This window comes from Streptomyces sp. NPDC089919 (genome assembly GCF_040684615.1).
In the GTDB taxonomy this organism is placed as follows: domain Bacteria; phylum Actinomycetota; class Actinomycetes; order Streptomycetales; family Streptomycetaceae; genus Streptomyces.
In genome coordinates this window covers 1-23406 of the sequence record NZ_JBFBGK010000032.1, presented here as the reverse complement: position 1 = coordinate 23406, position 23406 = coordinate 1, and the positions used below count along the sequence as shown (strand labels likewise).

Below are 23406 nucleotides of genomic sequence, written 5' to 3'. Positions count from 1 at the left end.
TCATCCCCGGCGCCGGGCCCGCTCTCCCCGGGTGACACTGCCGTCACGACGCAGGGAGAGTGCGCGATGAACCGCTCGGATCACCCCGGGGCCAAGCCCGCGGTGGAGTGGCTGGCCTCGGTGGCCCCGGACCCGGACGCGTGCCGCTGGGAGTGGGAGCGCAACCCCCTCGGGGTCGCGCTGCTGCCGGCCGGCCGCAGCTGGGACGTGCTGATCCTGCCCGGCGAGCTCGGGCACCCCACGCTGGAGGTGCTGGCCCGGCTGGTGGAGCGGCCCGGCCCGGTGCTCGCCGACTTCGGCGACTCCCGGCTGGGCTTCTTCGTCCCCGCGGGCACCGCCGCCCGCTGGCTGGGCACCGGTGTGCGGGGCGCCGGCCGCGGCACCTGGATCGTGGTGCCCTACCCCGGCCGGGCCACCGGGGGAGTGCGCTGGCTGGTGCCGCCGGACGGCTCCGGAGAGCTCACCGACCCGGTGCTGCTGGAGCTGGCGATGCACGAGGCCGCCGCCGGGCTGGCCCGCCAGGGTGGCCGAAACCCTTGACATCAGCATTGGTCTGGACCATCTTGTGCGGCGGTTCGCCTCTCCGTCCCCCCATGTTCCGGAGGCAGTTGTGTCCCGCACGCCCCGCCCCCGCACGTCCCGCGGCCGTACCCCACGCCGGCTGCTGTCCGCCCTGACCGGACTGTTCCTGGCCGCGGCCGGCGGCCTCGCCGCGGTCCCGGCCGCCGCGGCCGACGCCGACCTGGTCCGCAACGGCGGCTTCGAGTCCGGCCTCGACGGCTGGACCTGCTCGGCCGGCAGCGGAGCCGTCGTCAGCACGCCCGCGCACAGCGGGAGTTCCGCCCTCAAGGCCACCCCCGCGGGCCAGGACAACGCCCGCTGCGCCCAGACCGTCGCTGTCAAGCCCGGTTCCTCGTACACGCTTTCCGCCTGGGTGCAGGGCGCGTACGTCTACCTCGGGGCCAGCGGCACCGGCACCACGGACGTGTCCACCTGGACCCAGTCCCCGGGCGCCTGGTCCAAGCTCACCACCGCCTTCACCACCGGCGCCGCCACCACCTCGGTCACCGTGTACGTCAACGGCTGGTACGGGCAGCCCGCCCACTACGCCGACGACCTCACGCTCACCGGCCCCGCGCCCGACGGCGGGCAGACCCAGCCGCCGGCCGCCCCCACCGGGCTGAGTGCCGGCCAGGCGACCTCGAGCAGCGTCACCCTGAACTGGTCCGCGTCCGCCGGCGCCACCGGCTACAAGGTCCACCGCGACGGGGCCGCGCCCCTCGCCGTCACCGGCACCTCGGCCACCGTCACCGGCCTCGCGCCCTCGACCTCGTACACGTTCCAGGTGAGCGCGACCAACGCGGCGGGCGAGTCCGCCAAGAGCGCGGCCGTCACCGCCACCACCACGTCCGGCGGCGGCGGCGACCCGGGCGGCCAACTGCCCGCCCACGCCCTGGTCGGCTACCTGCACGCCAGCTTCGCCAACGGCTCCGGGTACGTCCGGATGGCCGACGTGCCGGACTCCTGGGACGTGATCGACCTGGCCTTCGGCGAGCCCACCTCCGTCACCTCCGGGGACATCCGCTTCACGCCCTGCCCGGTCACCGAGTGCCCGGGCGCCGAGAGCCCCGCGGAGCTCAAGGCCGCCATCAAGGCCAAGCGGGCGGCCGGCAAGAAGGTGCTGATCTCCATCGGCGGCCAGAACGGCCAGGTCCAGCTCGCCACCACGGCCGCCCGGGACGCCTTCGTCTCCTCGGTCGGAAAGATCATCGACGAATACGGCCTGGACGGCCTGGACATCGACTTCGAGGGCCACTCGCTCTCCCTCGCCACCGGCGACACCGACTTCCGCGCGCCCACCACCCCGGTGGTCGTCAACCTCATATCCGCGGTGAAGACCCTCAAGGCCAGGTACGGCGCCGGCTTCGTCCTGACGATGGCCCCCGAGACCTTCTTCGTGCAGCTCGGCTACCAGTTCTACGGATCGGGCCCCTGGGGCGGCCAGGACCCGCGGGCCGGCGCCTACCTGCCGGTCATCCACGCCCTGCGCGACGACCTCACCCTGCTGCACGTCCAGGACTACAACTCCGGCTCCATCATGGGCCTGGACGGCCAGTACCACTCGATGGGCGGCGCCGACTTCCACATCGCCATGACCGACATGCTGCTCACCGGCTTCCCGGTGGCCGGCAACGCCGACCGCTTCTTCCCGCCGCTGCGCCCCGGCCAGGTGGCCATCGGCATGCCGGCCACCACCAACGCGGGCAACGGCTACACCGCGCCCGCCGAGGTGACCAAGGCGCTGGACTGCCTCACCAAGAAGGCCGCCGGCAGCTGCGGGTCGTACCAGACCCACGGCACCTGGCCGGGCCTGCGCGGGCTGATGACCTGGTCGGTCAACTGGGACCGGTTCGGCGGCTGGGAGTTCTCGAAGAACTTCCACGCGTACTTCGGCTGACCCGGCGGGCGGCCGCCGCCACCGGGAGCAGCAGGAGCGTGCTCAGCGCCGCGCTGGCCAGCACGTCCAGCGGCCAGTGGAAACCGCGCAGCACCAGACCGGTGCCCGTCGCCGTCGCGAGAGCGAGGGCGGCGGGCACCGCCCACTTCCGGCGCAGGTACGGGGAGACCACGAGCGCCGCGCCGAGGTAGGCGACGGCGGCCGTGGCGGTGTGGCCCGAGGGGAAGTACCCGGCGGCCCACGGCTCCAGCGGCCCCGGCCGGGCGGTCCAGTCCTTGAGCGGCACGATCACCGCGGGCACCGCGGCCATCGCCAGCGCGGCCGCCAGCGACGGCAGCCACCAGCGGCGGGCCCCGGCCCGGCGGGCCCGCACCGCCCCGAAGCAGGCGGCCAGCGCCAGGACGGGCACGGCGACGGAGATGTTGCCCAGGTCGGCCAGCCGCTCGGTGACGGCGTCCGGCACGGTGCGCACCAGCGCCCGGCTCAGCCGTGTGTCGGGATCCAGCAGGGGGCCCGAGGCCCGCACCTGCCAGGTGGTGAGGATGAGGACGGCCGTGCAGAGCACGGCCGAGAAGGCCGGCCACCCCGGAACAGGGGGGATGGTTCCGGGGCGGCCGCCCGGACCGGGTCGCCGCACGCCCCGGGGGGTTTGGGGCGAGCGACCGTCCGATCGGTGAGGAGTACCGGGGCCCGAGGCCCCGGCGCGGTGGGTGAAGGCACGACCGGCCCGGAGCTGGGGAAGCCCGGTACCGGAGTCGCCCGCAGTCCCCTGCGGACGGGGTGTTTCACTCATCTGCAGAAACCGTACGGCAGCCGAAAGGGGACCGACAGCGGGAACGCGGTCCCGCCATCGGCCCCCCACACCATCTTCACAGCGCCCGCCCGTTACCGGCGGTACCGCGAACAGGCGTTCAGGCACGGTCCGTTCGGATGTCCGAGGACGGTCCGTCAGAGCGCCGCGAAGGCCGCCTCGATGACGTCCAGGCCCTCGTTGAGCAGGTCCTCGCCGATCACCAGCGGGGGCAGGAAGCGCAGCACGTTGCCGTAGGTGCCGCAGGTCAGGACCAGCACACCCTCGGCGTGGCAGGCCTTGGCCAGCGCGCCGGCGGCGGCCGCGTTCGGCTCCTTGGTGGCGCGGTCGGCGACCAGCTCGATGGCGATCATGGCGCCGCGGCCGCGGATGTCACCGATGACCTCGTACTTCTCGGCCATCGCGGCGAGACGGGTCTTCATGACCTCCTCGATGCGCTTGGCCTTGCCGTTGAGGTCGAGCTCCTTCATGGTCTCGATGGAGCCCAGCGCACCGGCGCAGGCCACCGGGTTGCCGCCGTAGGTGCCGCCCAGGCCGCCCGCGTGCGGGGCGTCCATGATCTCGGCGCGGCCGGTGACGGCGGCGAGCGGCAGACCGCCCGCGATGCCCTTGGCGGTGGTGATCAGGTCCGGGACGATGCCCTCGTCCTCGCACGCGAACCACTGGCCGGTACGGCAGAAGCCGGACTGGATCTCGTCCGCGACGAAGACGATGCCGTTGTCGTTGGCGAACTTCACGATCGCCGGCAGGAAGCCCTTGGCCGGCTCGATGAAGCCGCCCTCGCCGAGCACCGGCTCGATGATGATCGCGGCGACGTTCTCGGCACCGATCTGCTTGCTGATCTGGTCGATGGCCTGGGCGGCGGCCTCGGGGCCGCAGTTCTCCGGGCCGGTGGGCCAGCGGTAGCCGTAGGCGACCGGCACGCGGTAGACCTCGGGCGCGAACGGGCCGAAGCCCTGCTTGTACGGCATGTTCTTCGCCGTCAGCGCCATCGTCAGGTTGGTGCGGCCGTGGTAGCCGTGGTCGAAGACCACGACGGCCTGGCGCTTGGTGTACGCACGGGCGATCTTGACGGCGTTCTCGACGGCCTCGGCGCCCGAGTTGAACAGCGCGGACTTCTTGGCGTGGTCGCCCGGGGTCAGCTCGGCCAGCGCCTCGCAGACCTCGACGTAGCCCTCGTACGGGGTCACCATGAAGCAGGTGTGGGTGAAGTCGGCGAGCTGCGCGGAGGCGCGGCGGACCACGGCCTCGGCGGAGGCGCCGACCGAGGTCACGGCGATGCCGGAACCGAAGTCGATCAGGCGGTTGCCGTCGATGTCCTCGATGATGCCGCCGCCCGCACGGGCCGTGAACACGGGCAGTACGGAGCCCACGCCGCCGGCCACCGTCTCGAGGCGGCGGGCCTGCAGCTCCTGGGACTTCGGGCCGGGGATCGCGGTGACGAGCTTGCGCTCCTGCGGGACAGCGGTCATGGGGGCTCCTGGGGTGTTTCGGACGCACTTGTGTCTTTGTCCGCAGGCTAGGCCCGGGCAGGGGGGTACGGCATGCTCCGTTCGGGAGTGGTGCCCGCGTGTCCTTGTCCGGTACGGCCATAGGGAGTGTCTTGTGGATCATGCCGGGATGCGCCGCACCCGCCGTACCCGGCCACTAGATTGAGCGGCGCAGCACGGCGAGCGGTCAGGGGGCAGGGGTCATGGACGAAGGCACGCAATCGAGCGACACCAGGGGGGCCGGGGTGCCCCGCCCGGCCCAGCCGCCCGGCGAGCTCCCGGCGCGGCCGACGGCCCCGCCCGCGCCGCACAAGAGCCTCCCCGCGGCCCCCGCGCCCGTGGTCCCGCCGCGGCCCACCGCCGCGCCGGCCCGGGCCGGCGCCCTCACCGAGTGGCTGGACGCGCCGCGCCCCAAGGCCGGGCCCGGGATCTGGCGGCTGCGGTACGCGCCGCCCGCCGCGGCCTCGGCCCGGCTGGCGCCGGTGACGGTGGCGGGCATGCTGATCCCGGTCGCCGTCGGGCTGGTGGTCTGGTCCGCCTGGCGCCGCGGCACGCTCCCCTACATGCACCTCCTGCTGCGCACCTTCACCCCCACCGACTGGTGGTACGCCGGGACCACCTGGCCGAAGGACTGGCACGGCACGGCCGCCCACGACGTCTTCGGCGGGGTCTTCTTCGTCGGCCTGGTCCTGGCGATCGGCCGGCTGGGCGCCTGGGGCCGGATCACCCGCTACTACCTCGGCCGCTGCACCCCGCCCGCGCGCGCCGCGGTCACCGGCGCGCTGGCCCTGGTGACCGTCGCCCTGGTCTGGCCGGACTTCTTCGGCCTCGGCCTCAAGCCGCTGCCGGTGGAGTCCCCGGTCTTCTCGCTCCTCGCGCTCCTGACGGGCGGCTCGGTCTTCGACTCCCAGCTCCTCATCTACCTGGTCAAGGCCCTGCTCGTGGCGGTCGTGGCCTGGCCGTTCGCCCGGATCGGGGAGTGGGCCGCCCTGGCCCGGGCCCGCCGCGCCCCCGCCGCCCCGGCCGCCGCCGCACCGGCGGACCTGCCCCGCTCCCAGTGGCCCGAACTGCGGGCCGCCGGCGAGCACCGGGCCGCCGACCTGCTGGCCGGCGAGGCGGCCGGCGGGCGGATGAACGACGTCGACTGCGCCCGGCTGCGGCACGCCTGGCACGCCGTCGGCCGGGACGCCGCCGGCCGCGCCGCGCTGGTCCGGGCGGTGCTCGCGGAGGGCGCCGCGGCGGGCGTGCACCCCTCCGGCGAGCGGGACCTGCCGAAGCGTTCCGGCAGCCACGACCTGCTCGCCGGCCAGGTCCGGCTGGGCCGGTACGCCGCCGACAAGCGCACCCCGCGCGCCTACGAAGGCGCCGGGACCGCACTGGACCCCGCGCTGCTGGGCACCTCCCTCCTCGCGGTGGGCCCGGCCGGCGCCGGCAAGACCCGGGCCCTGGTCGCCCCCGTCGTCGAGGCCCTCACCCTCCAGGCGCTCACCGGCAGCTGCGCCGTGGTCGCGGTCGGCCCGGCCGGCGCCCCGCTGGGACCCGACGAGGCGTACGACGTGGTCGTCCGGATCGGCGACCCGCGCTCGCCCTACGACCTGGACCTGTACGCCGGGTCCACCGACCCGGACGAGGCCGCCGCCTTCCTCGCCGAGGGGCTGGTCGGCGACATCGAAGGCGTGGAGACCCTGCGCGCGGCCACCGTCCTCGCCCAGCTCATCGGCCCCTACCGGGCCGCGCACGGCGCCTTCCCCACGGTCCCGGTGCTGCGGGAACTCCTCGAAGGGCGCCCGGAGGCCCTGCGGGCGCTGACCGAGCGGCTGCCCGCCGACGCCCCCGCGGCGCTCCACCGCGAACTGGACTCCCGGATCCGGCAGGCCGGCACCGCGGCCGACCTCGGCCCGGTCCTGGCCGACCGGCTCGCCGCCCTGGACCGGCCCGCCTTCGCCGAGTTCTTCGGCGGCGGCCCGGACGTCCCCTTCTCCCTGCGGGCCGTCGCCCAGCACCCGATGCGGGTCCGGATCAGCCTCCCGGACGGCGGCCACGAGGAAGCCGCCCGGCTGCTGGCCAGGCTCCTGCTGGCCCAGTTCCAGGCCGTCACCCGGGAGCGGGCCGGCCGCCCGCACTTCGCCTGCCTGGTGCTCGACGACGCCGCCGGCGCCCTCACCGCGGGGACCGTCCGGGGCCTGGGGCGGCTGCGCCCGCAGCACGCGGGCGTGCTGCTCGCCCTGCGGACCCTCGCGGAGGTGCCCGAGGCGCTGCACGGCCCGCTGCTGGGGGCGGTCGGCTGCCGGATGGCCTTCAGCGGGCTCTCCGCCTGGGACGGCCGTGCCTTCGCCGGGGCCTGGGGCACCGAATGGGTGGAGACCACCGAGGTCACCCACCACACCGTCTTCGCCGACCAGCCGATGACCCGGGCCGTGCACCGGCTGCGCAAGCTGGTCACCGGCAAGGCCGTGACCACCGAGGCGGTCACCGTCCGCGAGGTCGAGCGGGAGCGCTGGTCGGCCTCCGAGCTGGCGCACGCGCTGCCCGCCGGCCACGCCGTCCTCTCGGTCACCTCCGTCACCGGCGACCACGCCGCCCCCCTGCTGGTCCGCCTGGAGCCCTGACGAGCGAGGTGGCCCAGCCACCGCGGGGCGGCCCGACCGACGGCGGTCGACCCCTACGAGGTGGCAGAATCGAGCTGAGCCGTTCATACGCCACGGCGAAAAGGCCCCCGGGCCGCCTCCCGCCTCCGAAAGCCACGGGTCCCCATGCCGCTCACCCTCGCCTCGCTCGTCCAGCACTCGGCGCTCAAGCTCAGCGTCCGGGCGGGGGAGGGCCGGCTGGACACCCCCGTGCGGTGGGCGCACGTCAGCGAGCTGGCCGACCCCGTCCCCTATATGGAGGGCGGCGAGCTGCTGCTGATCACCGCCATGAAGCTGGACGCCGAGGACCCCGAGGAGATGCGGCGCTACGTCCGGCGGCTGGCCGCGGCCGGCGTGGTCGGCATCGGCTTCGCGGTCGGGGTGAACTACGACGCCGTCCCCGAGGCCCTGGTCGAGGCCGCCCGGGCCGAGGACCTGCCGCTGCTGGAGGTCCCCCGGCGGACCCCCTTCCTGGCCATCTCCAAGGCCGTCTCGGCCGCCCTCGCCGCCGACCAGTACCGGGCCGTCACGGCCGGCTTCGAGGCCCAGCGCGAGCTGACCCGGGCCGCGCTCTCCGCCGAGGGCCCCACCGAACTGCTCGGCCGGCTCGCCGCCCACGTCCAGGGCTGGGCCGCGCTCTACGACACCTCCGGCACGGTCGTGGCCGCCGCCCCCGAATGGGCCGCCCGCCGGGCCGCCCGGCTCACCCCCGACGTCGAGCGGCTGCGCGAGCGGCCGGCCCCGGCCAGCGCCGTGGTCGGCGGCACCGAGGACCGCGTCGAACTGCAGTCCCTGGGCACCGGACGACGGCCCCGGGGCGCCCTGGCCGTCGGGACCGGAGCGCCCCTGGGCACCGCCGAGCGGTACGCCGTGCACTCCGCGGTCGCCCTGCTCACCCTGACCACCGAACGCTCCCGCTCGCTGCACGAGGCCGAGGCCCGGCTCGGCGCGGCCGTCCTGCGGATGCTGCTGGCCGGCGAGGCCGGGCACGCCCGCACGGTGGCCGGGGACCTCTACGGCGGCCTGCTGGACGCGCCCTTCCGGCTGCTGATCGCCGAGGCCTCGGCCGCCGACCGGCTGACCACCCTCGCCGACGCCCTGGAGGCCGCCGCCGCCCGGGCCGGCGAGGCCCTGCTGCTGGTCCCCGACGAGGGCCGCCTGGTCGTGCTGGCCGCCGACGGCGGCGCCGCCGTGACCGCCTGCGCCGACTACGCCGAGGCCGTGGAGTCCCTGCGCGGCCGGGACCCGGGTGCCGCCACCGCCCCCGAGCCGCCCGCCGAGGACCTGGTCGTGGGCCTCTCCGGCCCCGCCGGCCCCGGTACCGCCGCAGCCGCCCACAAGCAGGCCGACCAGGCCCTCGCGGTGGCCCGGCGGCGCGCCCGCGTCCTGGTCGAGCACGAGGACCTGGCCGCCGGCTCCGTCCTGCCGCTGCTCGCCGACGACGCCGTACGCGCCTTTGCCGAGGGCACCCTGCGCGCCCTGCGGGAACACGACGCCACCGGCCGCGGCGACCTGGTCGCCTCCCTGCACGCCTGGCTCTCCCGGCACGGCCAGTGGGACGCCGCCGCCGCCGACCTCGGCGTCCACCGGCACACCCTGCGTTACCGGATGCGCCGGGTCGAGGAGATCCTGGGCCGCTCCCTGGACGACCCGGACGTCCGCATGGAGCTGTGGCTGGCCCTCAAGGCGAGCCCGCCGGCCCCGGCGGAGTAGCCGGCACACTGACAAACCGGCGCGCCGGCGCCCCGCGGCACTCCACCCCGGACAAACGCCCGATCGGCCCGGCGGTCCTAACGTGGTGGTGACAGGACACCGCACAACTTTGGAAGGGCCGGGATTCGCATGACTTCCACCCACGCCTTCTGGCTCGCCGGCCGCCAGGCCACCGGCGAGGACAGCTTCGACGTCCACAACCCGTGGGACGGCCGTCTGGTCGGCACCGTCAGCGTGCCCACCGACGCCCAGGTCGAAGAGGCCGTGGCCGCGGCGTACGCCGTGACGGCGGAGTTCTCCGCCACCCCCGCCCACGTGCGCGCCGCCGCCCTCGACCACGTCTCCAAGCGCCTGGTCGAGCGCACCGAGGAGATCGCCCAGCTGATCTCCGCCGAGAACGGCAAGCCCATCAAGTGGGCGCGCGGCGAGGTCGGCCGCGCGGTGTCCGTGTTCCGCTTCGCCGCCGAAGAGGCCCGCCGCTTCAACGGCGGAGAGGCCCAGCGCCTGGACACCGACGCCGGTGGCGTCGGCCGCCTGGCCCTGACCCGCCGCTTCGTCAAGGGCCCGGTCCTCGGCATCGCGCCGTTCAACTTCCCGCTGAACCTGTGCGCCCACAAGGTCGCCCCGGCCATCGCCGTCGGCGCCCCCATCATCCTCAAGCCCGCCCCGGCCACCCCGCTCTCCGGTCTGATCCTCGGCGAGCTGCTGGCCGAGACGGACCTGCCGGCCGGCTCCTGGTCGGTGCTGCCGGTCGCCAACGACAAGATGCCCGCCCTCGTCAAGGACGAGCGCCTGCCGGTCATCTCCTTCACCGGCTCCGACACCGTCGGCTACGCCATCCAGCAGTCCGTGCCCCACAAGCACTGCACCCTGGAGCTCGGCGGCAACGCCGCGGCCGTGGTCCTCGCCGACTGGGCCTCCGACGCCGACCTGGACTGGGCCGCGACCCGCATCGCGACCTTCTCCAACTACCAGGCCGGCCAGTCCTGCATCTCCGTGCAGCGCGTGATCGCCGACGCCGCCGTCTACGACCGCCTGGTCGAGAAGGTCGTCGCCAAGGTCCAGGCGCAGGTCACCGGCGACCCCGCGGACGACGCCACCGACGTCGGCCCGCTGGTCTCCGAGGACGCCGCCAAGCGCGTCGAGGCCTGGGTCGACGAGGCCGTCTCCGCCGGCGCCAAGCTCCTCGCCGGCGGCAAGCGCGAGGGCGCCTCCTTCGAGCCGACCGTGCTCGCCGAGGTCCCCGACGGCGTCAAGCTGGCCTGCGAGGAGGTCTTCGGCCCGGTCCTGACCCTGCACAAGGTCGAGGGCACCGACGAGGCCTTCGCCAAGGTCAACGACTCCAAGTTCGGCCTGCAGACCGGCGTGTTCACCCGCGACGTCCAGATCGCCTTCCGCGCCCACCGCGAGCTCGAGGTCGGCGGCGTGATCATCGGCGACGCGCCGTCCTACCGCGCCGACCAGATGCCCTACGGCGGTGTCAAGCAGTCCGGCGTCGGCCGCGAGGGCGTCCGCTACGCCATGGACGACTACACCTACGAGCGCGTGCTCGTCCTGACCGGCCTGGACATCTGATCCCGGCCGACCACTGAACCGACGTCTGGAGCCCACTGTGCGGGGGCTCCAGCCGTCACCCTGCCCGTCCCCGCTGACCTGCGGGGACGGGCATTTTCGTCCCTCCGCCGGCCCGGGGAAGGGTCCGGGGAACACGGCGGGAACACCGCCCGCTCGCGCGACCCGCCGCCCGATCCGCCATCTGCCGGGCGGCGCGCGCGGAACCGGGTGACGGGGCCGGGGGACCGGGCCTGTCGGCCCGATGCGGCCGACCCGGTCCGTGTGTCATGCCGTCCATGACCACTTCGCACCCCGTCCTGCGGGCGGGCCTCGCAGCCCTGTGCGCCACCGCCATCGTCCTGCCCCTCGCCGGCGCCGCCCCCGCCGCGACCGGCACCACGGCCCGCCCCGGAGCCCGCGGCCCGGCCCGCCCCGCCACCGAGGGCAAGGAGATCCTGCGCGAGCGCACCGTCCCCCTCGACCCCGCCGACTACCGCTGGCTGTGCGGTACCCGCCCCTTCGGCGCACCCCGGGAACACGTCTTCGACCTCTTCCCGGACCTGCGGCTGCGGATCGTGGAGGACCGCCTCGACCACGACGGCGACTCGCTGACCTGGACCGGCCACGTGCGGGGCGAGCCGTCCTCCAACGCGGTGCTGTCGGCCACCGGAGTCTGCGCGGACACCCCCGACCCGGCGTCCGTCGGCATCGACGCCCACTTCGACCTCGGCGAACGCGTCTACCGGATCTCCATGCCCCGCAACGAGCCGGGCCGGCTGCGGATCACCGAGGAGGACCCCGACCAGCGCAAGCACCCCACGGGCGACGACGCCGACCAGGAGAACCCGCTGCCCGACCCGGCGGTGATGCGCCAGGGCCTGGAACGCCTGCGCCAGCGGGCGGCCGCGGGCACCGACGGGCCGGTGGTCATCGACATGATCGTCGGCTACACCCCGGCCGCCGCCTGGCGGGTCGGCGGCGACCAGGCCGTGCAGTCCCGCATCCGGCTCGCCGAGTCCTACCTCAACCAGGCCTTCGCGGACAGCAACGTCCAGGCGAGCGTGGACGTCATCGGCACCTACGACACCGGGTACCGCGGCGACCAGACCGCCGCCCTGATGAAGGAGAAGCTGGAGAACCCCAACGACCGCGACCTCGGCGCCCGCGCGGCCCAACTGCGCCGGCAGTACGGCGTCGACCTCGTGTCGGTGATCAACGACGTCCCCGACGGCTCCTCCGGCAACGCCAGCCTGCCGATGCCCATCAGCGAGCGCAGCGACGACCAGGCCTTCTCCGTCGTCGACGTCCAGTCCATCGTGAACTGGTACAACTTCGGCCACGAGGTGGGCCACAACCTCGGCCTCTGGCACGACCGGGCGACCCTGGACGTGCAGGCCGGCGGACAGGACTACCGCCCGTACCTGACCACCCCGTACAGCACCGGGTACATCACCCCCGACCGCCGCTTCCACACGCTGATGGCGTACGCCACCGCCTGCGGACAGCCCTGCACCGCCGTCAACCAGTACTCGAACACCGAGAACACGGTGGACGGGCAGCCGCTCGGCGACCGGTACAACGACAACGCGGCCGTCGCCCGGCTGACCACCCCGATCGTCGCCGGCTACCGCACGCTCGCCGTCGCCCGCCAGCGCTACGCCCTCACCCTCACCGCCGGCCCGGGCGGCACCCTGCGCCCCTCCACCTACGGGCCCTACGCGCCGGGCACCACCGTCACCCTCACCGCCCGCCCCGCGGACGGCTACCGGGTGGCCGGCTGGGAGTCCGACGGCGTGTCCTACAGCTACACGGGGACCGAGGCGACCGTCACCATGGACCGCGCCCACACCGTCAAGGTGCTCTTCGCCCGCCGCTGACGGCCCGGCCGGGCGGACGGCCGTCCGCCCGGCCCGCGCTGTGCTTCCCCCGCCCGGCCCGCGCTGTGCTTCCCCCACCCGGCCCGCGCCGTGCTTCCCCCGCCCGGCCCGCCCGGCTTTTCCCCGTCCCCGGATCCGGGTACGACTGACAGGTAGCACCCACTGGTAATCGGAAGTGTCCCCACTCCGGCCGCGAGGTGAGCGCCCTCATGTCCGCAACACAGCCCGCACAGCCCGCACAGCCCAAGGTGACCGAGCGCGAGGCCCGGCAGGTCGCGGAGGCGGCCCGGGAACAGGACTGGCGAAAGCCCAGCTTCGCCAAGGAACTGTTCCTCGGCAGGTTCCGGCTCGACCTCATCCACCCGCACCCCCAACCCGCCGCCGAGGACGCCCGGCGCGGCGAGGCCTTCCTGGCCCGGCTGCGGGAGTTCTGCGAGAGCGAGGTCGACGGCGCCCGCATCGAGCGCGAGGCCCGCATCCCCGACGAGACGATCCGGGGCCTCAAGCGGCTCGGCGCCCTCGGCATGAAGATCGACCCCAAGTACGGCGGCCTCGGCCTCACCCAGGTGTACTACAACAAAGCCCTGGCACTGGCCGGTTCGGCCAGCCCCGCCATCGGCGCCCTGCTCTCCGCCCACCAGTCCATCGGCGTCCCCCAGCCGCTGAAGACCTTCGGCACCCAGGAGCAGAAGGACGCCTTCCTCCCGCGCTGCGCCACCGACGCCATCTCGGCCTTCCTCCTCACCGAGCCGGACGTCGGCTCCGACCCGGCCCGGCTGGCCACCACCGCCGTGCCCGAGGGCGACGAGTACGTCCTGGACGGCGTGAAGCTGTGGACCACCAACGGCGTGGTCGCCGACCTGCTCGTGGTCATGGCCCGGGTGCCCGTCTCCGAGGGCCACAAGGGCGGCATCACCGCCTTCGTCGTCGAGGCCGACTCGCCCGGCATCACCGTCGAGCACCGCAACGCCTTCATGGGCCTGCGGGGCCTGGAGAACGGCGTCACCCGCTTCCACGGCGTCCGGGTCCCCGCCGGCCACCGCATCGGCCCCGAGGGCGCCGGCCTCAAGATCGCCCTCACCACCCTCAACACCGGCCGGCTCTCGCTGCCCGCCATGTGCGTCGGGGCCGGCAAGTGGTGCCTGAAGATCGCCCGCGAGTGGTCCTCGGTCCGCGAACAGTGGGGGCGCCCGGTCGCCCGGCACGAAGCGGTCGGCGCCAAGATCTCCTTCATCGCCGCGACCACCTTCGCGCTGGAGGCCGTGGTCGACCTGTCCTCCCAGATGGCCGACGAGGACCGCAACGACATCCGCATCGAGGCCGCCCTCGCCAAGCTCTACGGCAGCGAGATGGCCTGCCTGATCGCCGACGAACTGGTCCAGATCCGCGGCGGCCGCGGCTTCGAGACCGCCGACTCGCTGGCCGCCCGCGGCGAACGCGCCGTCCCCGCCGAACAGATGCTCCGCGACCTGCGGATCAACCGCATCTTCGAGGGCTCCACCGAGATCATGCACCTGCTGATCGCCCGGGAGGCCGTGGACGCCCACCTGTCCGTCGCCGGAGACCTCATCGACCCCGAGAAGGCCCTGGGCGAGAAGGCGCGGGCCGGCGCCCGGGCGGCCGGCTTCTACGCCCGCTGGCTGCCCAAGCTGGCCACCGGCGCCGGCCAGGTGCCCGGCGCGTTCCGCGAGTTCCACCCCGGCGGCCACCCCGACCTCGCCGTCCACCTGCGCTACGTCGAGCGCAGCGCCCGCAAGCTGGCCCGGTCCACCTTCTACGCCATGTCCCGCTGGCAGGGCCGGATGGAGACCAAGCAGGGCTTCCTCGGCCGGATCGTCGACATCGGCGCCGAGCTCTTCGCCATGAGCGCGGCCTGCGTGCGCGCCGAGCACCTGCGCGCCACCGGGGACCACGGCCGGGAGGCCTACCAGCTCGCCGACGCCTTCTGCCGGCAGAGCCGGCTGCGGGTCGAGGAACTGTTCGGCCGGCTCTGGGCCAACACCGACGACCTCGACCGCAAGGTGGTCGCCGGGGTCCTCTCGGGCACGTACGAATGGCTGGAGGCGGGCGTCATCGACCCCTCGGGCGAGGGCCCCTGGATCGCGGACGCCACCCCCGGCCCCTCCCGGCACAAGAACGTCCACCGTCCCATCCGCTGACCTGCGATCATCGCCGGGCGCCGGAGAGGCGCGCGGGTCCGGCGGGTGGAGCAGAAGATGACGTACGACAGGGAGCACCGACGGCTGGCCTGGTGCGTGGCGCTGCTCCTGCGCCACGCACCGGACACCGTGGTGACCGGGCTGCTGGACCGCCTGGACCCGGCCGTACGGGGCTACCTGTGCCGCGACGAGCCGCTGGCCCCCTCGGCCGTCACGCTGCTGCTGCGGCACGGCTCGGCGGAGGACCGGCGCCGGGTGGCCGCCAACCCGCACGTCCTGGGCCGTCCGCTGCCGGGCCTGCCGGGCGTCGCGGTCTACGCCGCCCGCCCGCTGCCCCCCGCGGACCTCCGCGGCACCGTCACCGCCGAACTCTCCCGGCTCCGCCCGGCCCCGGTCCCCGGTCCTGACGCGCCGCCGCCCGCACCCGGCGCCGCCGACGCCGTCCGTCCGGGCGACCCGGCCGAGCCGGCCCCGCTCACCTCCGGCGAGCTGGTGGCGCTGCTGCGCGGGCACGGTGCCCGGCGCCCCCGGGTGCCCCTGGCGCTGCTCCGCCTGCCCCGGGAGCCGCTGGACCACGAGCTGGTGGTGCGCGAGCACGCGCGCCGGCCGCTGCCGGCCGGCTCCGTGGAGGCGCTGCTGCTGGTGGGCGGTCTGCCCCCGGAGGTCTGCGCCCGGCTGCTGGACACGCGTACCGGGTCCTCGTACGGACCGGGCTGGCACCGGCCCGCCGTCCGGGCCGTCCGCACCGGCCGGCTGACCTGCGACGAGCTGGTCGCCGCCGTCGCCCCCGCCCACCGGGCCCTGCTGCTGGGCGCCCTGACCGAGCCGGCCGGCCGCCGGATCCGCAGCGGGCTGCGCTGGGACCTGACCGAGCAGGCCGCCTACCGCGCCGCGCTGCACCGCGTCCTCGCCCCCGCGCTGGGCGCGGACCCCCTCCGCTGGGCCGAGCTGCTGCGGCGCGCCCCCGACTTCCCGGGCACCCTCCCGGAACTCGCCGCGAGCGTCGCGGCCGGCCCGGCGGCAGGCCCGCCGACCGCCCCCGCCGCACCGGCCCCCGGGCCCCTCGGCGAACCGCTGCGCCGGGCCGTCGCCGGACTGGTGCCGCCCGCGCCCGCGGCACCCGCCGGGCCCGAGCGGGAGCTGGCGCTGGCCGCGCTCGGCGTGCCCAACGCCATGGGCGACCGGCGCGAGGACGTCCGCTGGGTCGGCGCCTGCCTGGCCCGCGAACTGCTCTCCGGCACCGACGTGACCCGCCACAAGGCCCCCGCCGCTTGGGCCCTGGACGAGGACCACTGGCTGGCCGACCTCGACCCGTGGGACACCTTCCTCGGGGACGACGCCCCCGCCGACCCGGCGCCGCGGACCCGCGCCCGGGCCCTGCTGGCGGCCCGCGACGAGGCGGACCGGCAGCTCACGGCCGCCCTCGGCGCCGACGTCGACGCCTGGTGGCGCGCCGCGCTCGTGCTCCCCGAGTTCATCGGGCCGCTGCCCGAACTCCTCGCCGGGGTCACGGAAGGGGGCTCCGTGCCCGGCCGCCCCTGAGTTGCGGCAACAATGGGGGGCATGAGCGACAGCCCAGCCCCCCTCGCCGACCCGCACGTCCTCTTCGACCCCGCGGCCGGCCGCCGGGACATCGTCGTCCTCGGCTCCACCGGATCGATCGGCACCCAGGCCGTCGACCTGGTCCAGCGCAACCCCGACCGGTTCCGGGTGACCGCCCTCTCCGCCGCGGGCGGCCGGGTCGGGCTGCTCGCCGAGCAGGCCCGGCTGCTGCGGGTCGAGACGGTGGCGGTCTCCCGCGAGGACGCCGTCCCGGCCCTCAAGGAGGCGCTGAGCGCCCAGTACGGCTCCGAGCCGCTGCCGGAGATCCTGGCCGGGCCGGACGCCGCCACCGAGGTCGCCGCCTCCGCGTGCCACACCGTGCTCAACGGCATCACCGGCTCGATCGGCCTGGCGCCCACCCTCGCGGCCCTGAAGGCCGGCCGCACCCTCGCCCTCGCCAACAAGGAGTCGCTGATCGTCGGCGGCCCGCTGGTGAAGGCCCTGGCGAAGCCCGGCCAGATCATCCCGGTGGACTCCGAGCACGCCGCGCTCTTCCAGGCGCTGGCCGCCGGCACCCGCGCCGACGTCCGCAAGCTGGTCGTCACCGCCTCGGGCGGCCCCTTCCGCGGCCGCACCAAGGCCGAGCTGGCGGACGTCACCGTCGAGGACGCCCTGGCCCACCCGACCTGGGCGATGGGCCCGGTCATCACGGTCAACAGCGCCACGCTGGTCAACAAGGGCCTGGAGGTGATCGAGGCCCACCTGCTCTACGACATCCCCTTCGACCGCATCGAGGTCGTGGTGCACCCGCAGTCCTACGTTCACTCGATGGTGGAGTTCACCGACGGCTCCACGCTCGCCCAGGCCACCCCGCCGGACATGCGCGGCCCCATCGCCCTCGGCATCGGCTGGCCGCAGCGGGTCCCGGACGCCGCCCCGGCCTTCGACTGGACCAGGGCCTCGTCCTGGGAGTTCTTCCCGCTGGACGACGAGGCCTTCCCGTCGGTGAACCTCGCCCGCCACGTCGGCGGCCTGGGCGGCACCGCCCCGGCCGTCTTCAATGCGGCGAACGAGGAGTGTGTCGACGCGTTCCTGGCCGGTCGGCTGCCGTTCACAGCAATCATGGATACGGTCACCGCTGTCGTCGAGGACCATGGGACCCCGGACACGGGAACCCCGCTCACGGTCGCCGACGTCCTCGAAGCGGAGACCTGGGCCCGCGCCCGGGCCAGGGAAATGGCGGCCGAGGCCGCAGTGGAGGCGCGCGCATGATCCTTCTGATGACGGTGCTCGGCATACTCGTCTTCGTCTTCGGGCTGCTGGTCTCCATCGCGTGGCACGAGCTGGGGCACCTGTCCACGGCCAAGCTGTTCGGCATCCGCGTGCCGCAGTACATGGTCGGCTTCGGCCCGACCATCTGGTCGCGCAAGAAGGGCGACACCGAGTACGGCATCAAGGCCATCCCGGCCGGCGGCTACATCCGGATGATCGGCATGTTCCCGCCCGGCGAGGACGGCCGGATCACCGCCCGCTCGACCTCCCCCTGGCGCTCGATGATCGAGGACGCCCGGTCGGCCGCGTACGAGGAGCTCGAGCCCGGCGACGAGACCCGGCTCTTCTACACGCGCAAGCCGTGGAAGCGCGTGATCGTCATGTTCGCCGGCCCCTTCATGAACCTGGTCCTCGCGCTGGCCGTGTTCTTCGGGGTCTGGATGACCTTCGGCGTGAACATGCAGACCACCGCGGTCCGCTCGGTCACCCCCTGCGTCATCCAGCAGAGCCAGAACCGCGACGTCTGCCGTGCCGGCGACCCGGTCGCCCCGGCCAAGGCCGCCGGACTCCGGGCGGACGACAAGATCGTCGCGTTCGACGGCGAGCGCGTCGACGACTGGTCGGTCCTCCAGGAGCGGATCCGCGCCACCGTCGGCCCGGCCACCCTCACCGTCCTGCGCGACGGCAGGGAGCTGACCCTCAAGGCCACCCTCATCCCCAACCAGGTCGCCAAGACCAACGGCGAGGGCGGCTACGTCGAGGGCCAGTACGTCACCGCCGGCTTCCTCGGCTTCACGCCCAAGACCGAGACCGTGCAGCTGGGCTTCGGCGAGTCCGTGGACCACATGGGCGAGATGGTCGACGCGGGCGTGCAGGGCCTGCTCAAGCTGCCCTCCAAGATCCCCGCGCTGTGGGACGCCGCCTTCGGCGACGGCCCCCGCGAGGCGGACTCCCCGATGGGCATCGTCGGCGCCGCCCGGATCAGCGGCGAGATCGCCACCCTGGACATCCCCGCCACCGACCGGATGGTCTTCTTCCTCCAGCTGATCGGCTTCTTCAACCTCTCGCTGTTCCTGTTCAACATGCTGCCGCTGCTGCCCCTGGACGGCGGCCACATCGCCGGCGCCCTGTGGGAGTCCCTGCGGCGCAACCTGGCCCGGCTCTTCAAGCGGCCCGACCCGGGTCCGTTCGACGTGGCCAAGCTGATGCCCGTGGCGTACGTGGTCGCCGGCATCTTCGTCTGCTTCACCCTGCTGGTGCTCGTCGCGGACGTGGTGAACCCGGTCAAGATCTCCTGACCGGGCGCCGCGGAACAGGCGTACGAGGGGCCGGGCACGGTACGTGCCCGGCCCCCTACGTTCGGGTGGTGCGGCCCCGCCGAGTGCACGGGCCGCGCACTGATTGGCGTAATCTCGGGTGCTGGAGCCCGCCGATTTCGGGACCTTGATCCACACCTTGGGGTTGCACAGCAGATGACTGCCATTTCTCTCGGAATGCCGGCCGTGCCGACGAAGCTCGCCGACCGGCGGGTCAGCCGCAAGATCCAGGTCGGCTCGGTGGCCGTGGGCGGCGACGCACCCGTCTCGGTGCAGTCGATGACCACCACCCGTACCTCCGACATCGGCGCCACCCTCCAGCAGATCGCCGAGCTGACGGCCTCCGGCTGCCAGATCGTCCGGGTCGCCTGCCCGACCCAGGACGACGCCGACGCGCTGGCCACCATCGCGAGGAAGTCGCAGATCCCCGTGATCGCCGACATCCACTTCCAGCCCAAGTACGTCTTCGCCGCCATCGACGCCGGCTGCGCCGCGGTCCGGGTCAACCCGGGCAACATCAAGCAGTTCGACGACAAGGTCAAGGAGATCGCCCGCGCCGCCAAGGACGCCGGCACCCCCATCCGCATCGGCGTGAACGCCGGCTCCCTCGACGCCCGGCTGCTGAAGAAGTACGGCCGGGCCACCCCCGAGGCGCTGGTCGAGTCCGCGCTGTGGGAGGCCTCCCTCTTCGAGGAGCACGACTTCCGCGACATCAAGATCTCGGTCAAGCACAACGACCCGGTCGTGATGGTCGAGGCCTACCGCCAGCTCGCCGCCCAGTGCGACTACCCGCTGCACCTCGGCGTCACCGAGGCCGGACCGGCCTTCCAGGGCACCATCAAGTCCGCCGTGGCCTTCGGCGCCCTGCTCTCCCAGGGCATCGGCGACACCATCCGCGTCTCCCTCTCCGCGCCCCCGGCCGAGGAGATCAAGGTCGGCATCCAGATCCTGGAATCCCTCAACCTCCGCCAGCGCCGCCTGGAGATCGTCTCCTGCCCGTCCTGCGGACGCGCCCAGGTCGACGTCTACAAGCTCGCCGAGGAGGTCACCGCCGGTCTCGAGGGCATGGAGGTGCCGCTCCGCGTCGCCGTCATGGGCTGCGTGGTCAACGGCCCCGGTGAGGCCCGCGAGGCCGACCTCGGCGTCGCCTCCGGCAACGGCAAGGGCCAGATCTTCGTCAAGGGCGAGGTCATCAAGACCGTCCCCGAGTCCAAGATCGTGGAGACCCTGATCGAGGAGGCGCTGAAGATCGCCGAGCAGATGGAGAAGGACGGCGTCGCCTCCGGCGAGCCCAGCGTCGCCATCGGCGTCTGACCCGGACCGCCCCGGGCCCGCCCGCCCACGGCTTCCTCCCGGCCCCGTTCCCGCAGCTCGCGGGGGCGGGGCCGGGGCCGTTTTTCGTGACCCGCGCGGGGCCGCATCGGCGCGCCCCGGCGGGTACAGTGCGGAGATCAGCAGCAACTGCATGGTGAGGCCCCCCACAGTGTTGACGCAGACCACCACCAGGGTCCTCGAGCCCAGCGACCTCGACGCCGCGCTCGAGGTGCTCGACCGCGACCCGGTCGCCAACGCCTTCGTCACCTCCCGCGTCCGGGTCGCCGGCCTCGACCCGTGGCGGCTGGGCGGCGAGATGTGGGGCTTCTACGCCGACGGCGAGCTGCAGTCCCTGTGCTACGCGGGCGCCAATCTGGTGCCCGTCTGCGCCACCCCCGAGGCCGTCCGCGCCTTCGCCGACCGGGCCCGCCGCACCGGCCGCCGCTGCTCCTCGATCGTCGGCCCGGCCGAGCCCACCACGGCGCTCTGGCGGCTCCTGGAGCCGCACTGGGGCCCGGCCCGGGACGTCCGCGCCCACCAGCCCCTCATGGTCACCGAGGAGCCCTCCGCGGAGGTGGCCCCCGACCCGCTGGTGCGCCGGATCCGCAAGACCGAGATGGACCTGATCATGCCCGCCTGCGTGGCGATGTTCACCGAGGAGGTGGGCATCTCCCCGCTGGCCGGCGACGGCGGCCTGCTCTACCAGGCCCGGGTCGCCGAACTGGTCGGATCCGGCCGCTCCTTCGCCCGGATCGAGGACGGCAAGGTCGTCTTCAAGGCCGAGATCGGCGCCGCCACCGCCCGCGCCTGCCAGATCCAGGGCGTCTGGGTCGCCCCCGAGTTCCGCGGCCGGGGCCACTCCGAGACCGGCATGGCCGCCGTGGTCGAGTACGCCCTGCGGGACGTCGCACCCCTGGTGAGCCTGTACGTCAACGACTTCAACACCGCGGCCCGGGCCGCCTACCGCCGGGTCGGCTTCCGCGAGGTCGGCGCGTTCATGAGCGTGTTGTTCTGAAGGCCGGGGGAGACCGCCCCGAGCCGTCCGTACGCTGCGACCAGCACGGAGCACGTCCTGTCGCGACCGCGGAGCGCCCAGTAGGGTTCGCGGCATGGTGCATGCGACCGGGGCCGGCCCCCGCCTTCCCGCCGGAGTGGTGATCGGCCCGCTGGACCTCGCCGCCCGGGTCGACGAGGCGCTGGAGGTCCAGGCCGTCGCCTTCGGGCTCACCGACGAGGAGGTCGGCATCCGCCGCCACATCGTCCAGCGCCACATGCAGTTCCCCGGGGCCCGGGCCCTCGGCGCCAGCACCGAGGAGGACGGCCGGCTGGTCGGCTTCGTCTACGGCATGCCCAACGACCGCGCCCACTGGTGGTCCACCGTCGTCGAGCCCTACCTCCGCGCCGGGGACGACGAGGACTGGCTCGACGACTCCTTCGTCATCACCGAGCTGCACGTCCACCCCGGCTTCCAGGGCCGGGGCGTGGGCCGCGCCCTGATCACCCGGATCACCGACACCGCCGACCGGCCGCGCTCGCTGCTGTCCGCCATCGACGTCGAGAGCCCCGCCCGCGGGCTCTACCGCTCCCTCGGGTACCGGGACCTCGCCCGCCGGGTGTACTTCCCCAGCGCGGCGCAGCCGTACGCCGTCATGGGCGCGCCGCTGCCGCTGCTGCGGCCGGCGGGGCCGTAATCGGTTTCCGCGGGCCCGTCCGGCTTGGCTAACCTCCTGGTCACCACACCCTTCACGTGCAGGAGCGCACCATGTCCCAGCCTGTCCAGCGGATGTCCCGACTGATGGCGAAGACCCTCCGCGAGGACCCGGCGGACGCCGAGACCCTGAGCCACAAGCTGCTGGTCCGGGCCGGCTACGTGCGGCGCAGCTCGGCCGGGGTGTGGAGCTGGCTGCCGCTCGGCAAGAAGGTCCTCGAGAACGTCTCCCGCATCGTGCGCGAGGAGATGGACGCGATCGGCGCCCAGGAGGTGCTGCTGCCCGCGCTGCTGCCCCGGGAGCCGTACGAGGTGAGCGGGCGCTGGTCGGAGTACGGCGACCTGCTCTTCCGCCTCAAGGACCGCAAGGGCGCGGACTACCTCCTCGGGCCCACCCACGAAGAGGTCTTCACCCAGGTGGTCAAGGACCAGTGCACGTCCTACAAGGACCTGCCGGTGATGCTCTACCAGATCCAGACCAAGTACCGGGACGAGGCGCGGCCCCGCTCCGGCGTGCTGCGCGGCCGCGAGTTCCAGATGAAGGACTCCTACTCCTTCGACACCACGGACGAGGGGCTGGCCGAGTCCTACGCCCTGCACCGGGCCGCCTACCAGCGCATCTTCACCCGGCTCGGGATGGACTTCCGGATCGTCTCGGCGATCTCGGGCGCCATGGGCGGCTCGGCCTCCGAGGAGTTCCTGGCCCCCGCCGCGGCCGGCGAGGACACCTTCGCCGACTGCCCCTCCTGCGCGTACGCGGCCAACACCGAGGCGGTGACCTTCGCCCTCGCGCCGGTCTCCGCCGAGGGCGCCGGGGCGGTGGAGGAGCTGGCCACCCCCGACACCCCCACCATCGAGACGCTGGCCGCGCACCTGGGCGTACCGGCCTCGGCCACGCTGAAGAACCTGCTGGTCAAGGTGGACGGGGAGATCGTCGCGGTGGGCGTGCCCGGCGACCGGGAGGTGGACCTTGGCAAGCTCGGCGAGCACCTGGCACCGGCCGTGGTCGAGCTGGTCACCGAGGCCGACTTCGCGGGCCGTCCCGACCTGGTCCGCGGCTACGTCGGCCCCCAGGGCCTGGAGAAGGTCCGCTACCTCGCCGACCCGCGGGTGGCGCCCGGCACGTCCTGGGTCACCGGGGCCAACAAGGCCGACACGCACGCCCGGAACGTCGTCTGCGGGCGGGACTTCGAGGTGGACCGGTACCTGGACGTGGTGGTGGTCCGCGAGGGCGACCCCTGCCCCTCCTGCGGGGCCGGGCTGCGGCTGGACCGGGCCATCGAGGTGGGCCACATCTTCCAGCTGGGCCGCAAGTACGCCGACGCGTTCGGGCTGGACGTGCTGGGGCAGCAGGGCAAGCCGGTGCGGGTGACCATGGGCTCGTACGGCATCGGCGTCTCGCGGGTGGTCGCGGCCCTGGCCGAGCAGACCGCGGACGCGCGGGGGCTGGACCTCCGGCCGGACGCTGGGGCTCCGTGGCGGTGCCGGTGGGGCCGTGCCGCTGCGCGGTGCCGTTGAACACCCAGGAGTGCACGGCCGTCATCGCGCCGAGGCGGGCGGCCTGC

General features: G+C 74.3%; 15 protein-coding genes and 1 pseudogene. 14 read left to right on the top strand and 2 right to left on the bottom strand.

The genetic code is table 11. The annotated features are described in order from the left end of the window. The first annotated feature begins 66 nt into the window (after positions 1–66). Both AB0O40_RS15815 and AB0O40_RS15810 read left to right on the top strand, forming a co-directional pair. Positions 67–540: a hypothetical protein gene (locus AB0O40_RS15815; RefSeq protein WP_365040828.1), complete on the top strand. Its 474-nt coding sequence runs from the start codon at positions 67–69 to the stop codon at positions 538–540. A gap of 121 nt (positions 541–661) precedes the next feature. Then, complete coding sequence (locus tag AB0O40_RS15810) at positions 662–2458, top strand: glycoside hydrolase family 18 protein (protein WP_365040955.1); 1797 nt, start codon at positions 662–664, stop codon at positions 2456–2458. Here the strand turns inward: AB0O40_RS15810 and AB0O40_RS15805 are convergent. Together AB0O40_RS15805 and gabT are read right to left on the bottom strand one after the other, a co-directional pair. Next, positions 2397–3023 carry a phosphatase PAP2 family protein gene (locus AB0O40_RS15805; protein ID WP_365040825.1) on the bottom strand — a complete coding sequence of 209 codons (627 nt, stop codon included), beginning with the start codon at positions 3021–3023 and terminating at the stop codon, positions 2397–2399. The two genes, AB0O40_RS15810 and AB0O40_RS15805, sit on opposite strands and share 62 nt — an antisense overlap. Before the next feature lie 383 nt (positions 3024–3406). Further along, a complete protein-coding gene (gene gabT, locus AB0O40_RS15800; RefSeq protein ID WP_365040822.1) occupies positions 3407–4741 on the bottom strand; it encodes a 4-aminobutyrate--2-oxoglutarate transaminase in 1335 nt (444 codons plus the stop codon). 221 nt (positions 4742–4962) lie between these two features. Between gabT and AB0O40_RS15795 the strand changes: the two genes are divergently transcribed. From AB0O40_RS15795 to AB0O40_RS15740, 12 genes and pseudogenes are all read left to right on the top strand, one after another. Then, the gene (locus AB0O40_RS15795; protein WP_365040819.1) at positions 4963–7368 is read left to right on the top strand and encodes an ATP/GTP-binding protein; all 2406 of its coding nucleotides are present in this window, start codon (positions 4963–4965) and stop codon (positions 7366–7368) included. A gap of 144 nt (positions 7369–7512) precedes the next feature. Continuing rightward, on the top strand, positions 7513–9099 hold the full coding sequence (locus AB0O40_RS15790; protein WP_365040816.1) for a PucR family transcriptional regulator: 1587 nt from the start codon (positions 7513–7515) through the stop codon (positions 9097–9099). Between the two features lie 129 nt (positions 9100–9228). After that, positions 9229–10674 (top strand): aldehyde dehydrogenase family protein, encoded by a 1446-nt coding sequence (locus tag AB0O40_RS15785; RefSeq protein WP_365040813.1) that lies wholly within the window; start codon positions 9229–9231, stop codon positions 10672–10674. A 275-nt stretch (positions 10675–10949) separates the two neighbouring features. Then, positions 10950–12530 carry a reprolysin-like metallopeptidase gene (locus tag AB0O40_RS15780; RefSeq protein ID WP_365040810.1) on the top strand — a complete coding sequence of 527 codons (1581 nt, stop codon included), beginning with the start codon at positions 10950–10952 and terminating at the stop codon, positions 12528–12530. Positions 12531–12739: 209 nt separating this feature from the next. Continuing rightward, complete coding sequence (locus AB0O40_RS15775; RefSeq protein ID WP_365040807.1) at positions 12740–14689, top strand: acyl-CoA dehydrogenase family protein; 1950 nt, start codon at positions 12740–12742, stop codon at positions 14687–14689. A gap of 57 nt (positions 14690–14746) precedes the next feature. Then, positions 14747–16231, top strand: coding sequence for a hypothetical protein (locus AB0O40_RS15770; protein ID WP_365040804.1), 1485 nt, complete (start codon positions 14747–14749; stop codon positions 16229–16231). Positions 16232–16252: 21 nt separating this feature from the next. Beyond that, entirely contained in the window at positions 16253–17503 is a 1251-nt protein-coding gene (gene dxr / locus AB0O40_RS15765) for a 1-deoxy-D-xylulose-5-phosphate reductoisomerase (RefSeq protein ID WP_365040801.1), read from the top strand. Further along, positions 17500–18801 carry a site-2 protease family protein gene (locus AB0O40_RS15760; protein ID WP_365040798.1) on the top strand — a complete coding sequence of 434 codons (1302 nt, stop codon included), beginning with the start codon at positions 17500–17502 and terminating at the stop codon, positions 18799–18801. Before dxr ends, AB0O40_RS15760 begins: the two co-directional genes overlap by 4 nt. 174 nt (positions 18802–18975) lie before the next feature. Next, complete coding sequence (gene ispG, locus AB0O40_RS15755) at positions 18976–20133, top strand: flavodoxin-dependent (E)-4-hydroxy-3-methylbut-2-enyl-diphosphate synthase (RefSeq protein ID WP_365040795.1); 1158 nt, start codon at positions 18976–18978, stop codon at positions 20131–20133. 172 nt (positions 20134–20305) lie between these two features. Next, positions 20306–21148 (top strand): GNAT family N-acetyltransferase, encoded by an 843-nt coding sequence (locus tag AB0O40_RS15750; RefSeq protein ID WP_365040952.1) that lies wholly within the window; start codon positions 20306–20308, stop codon positions 21146–21148. Between the two features lie 94 nt (positions 21149–21242). Further along, positions 21243–21824 carry a GNAT family N-acetyltransferase gene (locus AB0O40_RS15745; protein ID WP_365040792.1) on the top strand — a complete coding sequence of 194 codons (582 nt, stop codon included), beginning with the start codon at positions 21243–21245 and terminating at the stop codon, positions 21822–21824. 71 nt (positions 21825–21895) lie between these two features. After that, positions 21896–23290: pseudogene (locus tag AB0O40_RS15740) on the top strand (proline--tRNA ligase); the annotation flags it as partial. Positions 23291–23406 lie beyond the last annotated feature (116 nt).

Excerpts from the sequence above, each read along its gene's own strand:
- AB0O40_RS15815 (WP_365040828.1), top strand. The coding sequence starts at position 67 with ATGAACCGCTCGGATCACCCCGGGGCCAAGCCCGCGGTGGAGTGGCTG.
- gabT (WP_365040822.1), bottom strand. The coding sequence starts at position 4,741 with ATGACCGCTGTCCCGCAGGAGCGCAAGCTCGTCACCGCGATCCCCGGC.
- AB0O40_RS15795 (WP_365040819.1), top strand. The coding sequence starts at position 4,963 with ATGGACGAAGGCACGCAATCGAGCGACACCAGGGGGGCCGGGGTGCCC.
- AB0O40_RS15790 (WP_365040816.1), top strand. The coding sequence starts at position 7,513 with ATGCCGCTCACCCTCGCCTCGCTCGTCCAGCACTCGGCGCTCAAGCTC.
- AB0O40_RS15785 (WP_365040813.1), top strand. The coding sequence starts at position 9,229 with ATGACTTCCACCCACGCCTTCTGGCTCGCCGGCCGCCAGGCCACCGGC.
- AB0O40_RS15780 (WP_365040810.1), top strand. The coding sequence starts at position 10,950 with ATGACCACTTCGCACCCCGTCCTGCGGGCGGGCCTCGCAGCCCTGTGC.
- AB0O40_RS15775 (WP_365040807.1), top strand. The coding sequence starts at position 12,740 with ATGTCCGCAACACAGCCCGCACAGCCCGCACAGCCCAAGGTGACCGAG.
- AB0O40_RS15770 (WP_365040804.1), top strand. The coding sequence starts at position 14,747 with ATGACGTACGACAGGGAGCACCGACGGCTGGCCTGGTGCGTGGCGCTG.
- dxr (WP_365040801.1), top strand. The coding sequence starts at position 16,253 with ATGAGCGACAGCCCAGCCCCCCTCGCCGACCCGCACGTCCTCTTCGAC.
- AB0O40_RS15760 (WP_365040798.1), top strand. The coding sequence starts at position 17,500 with ATGATCCTTCTGATGACGGTGCTCGGCATACTCGTCTTCGTCTTCGGG.
- ispG (WP_365040795.1), top strand. The coding sequence starts at position 18,976 with ATGACTGCCATTTCTCTCGGAATGCCGGCCGTGCCGACGAAGCTCGCC.
- AB0O40_RS15745 (WP_365040792.1), top strand. The coding sequence starts at position 21,243 with ATGGTGCATGCGACCGGGGCCGGCCCCCGCCTTCCCGCCGGAGTGGTG.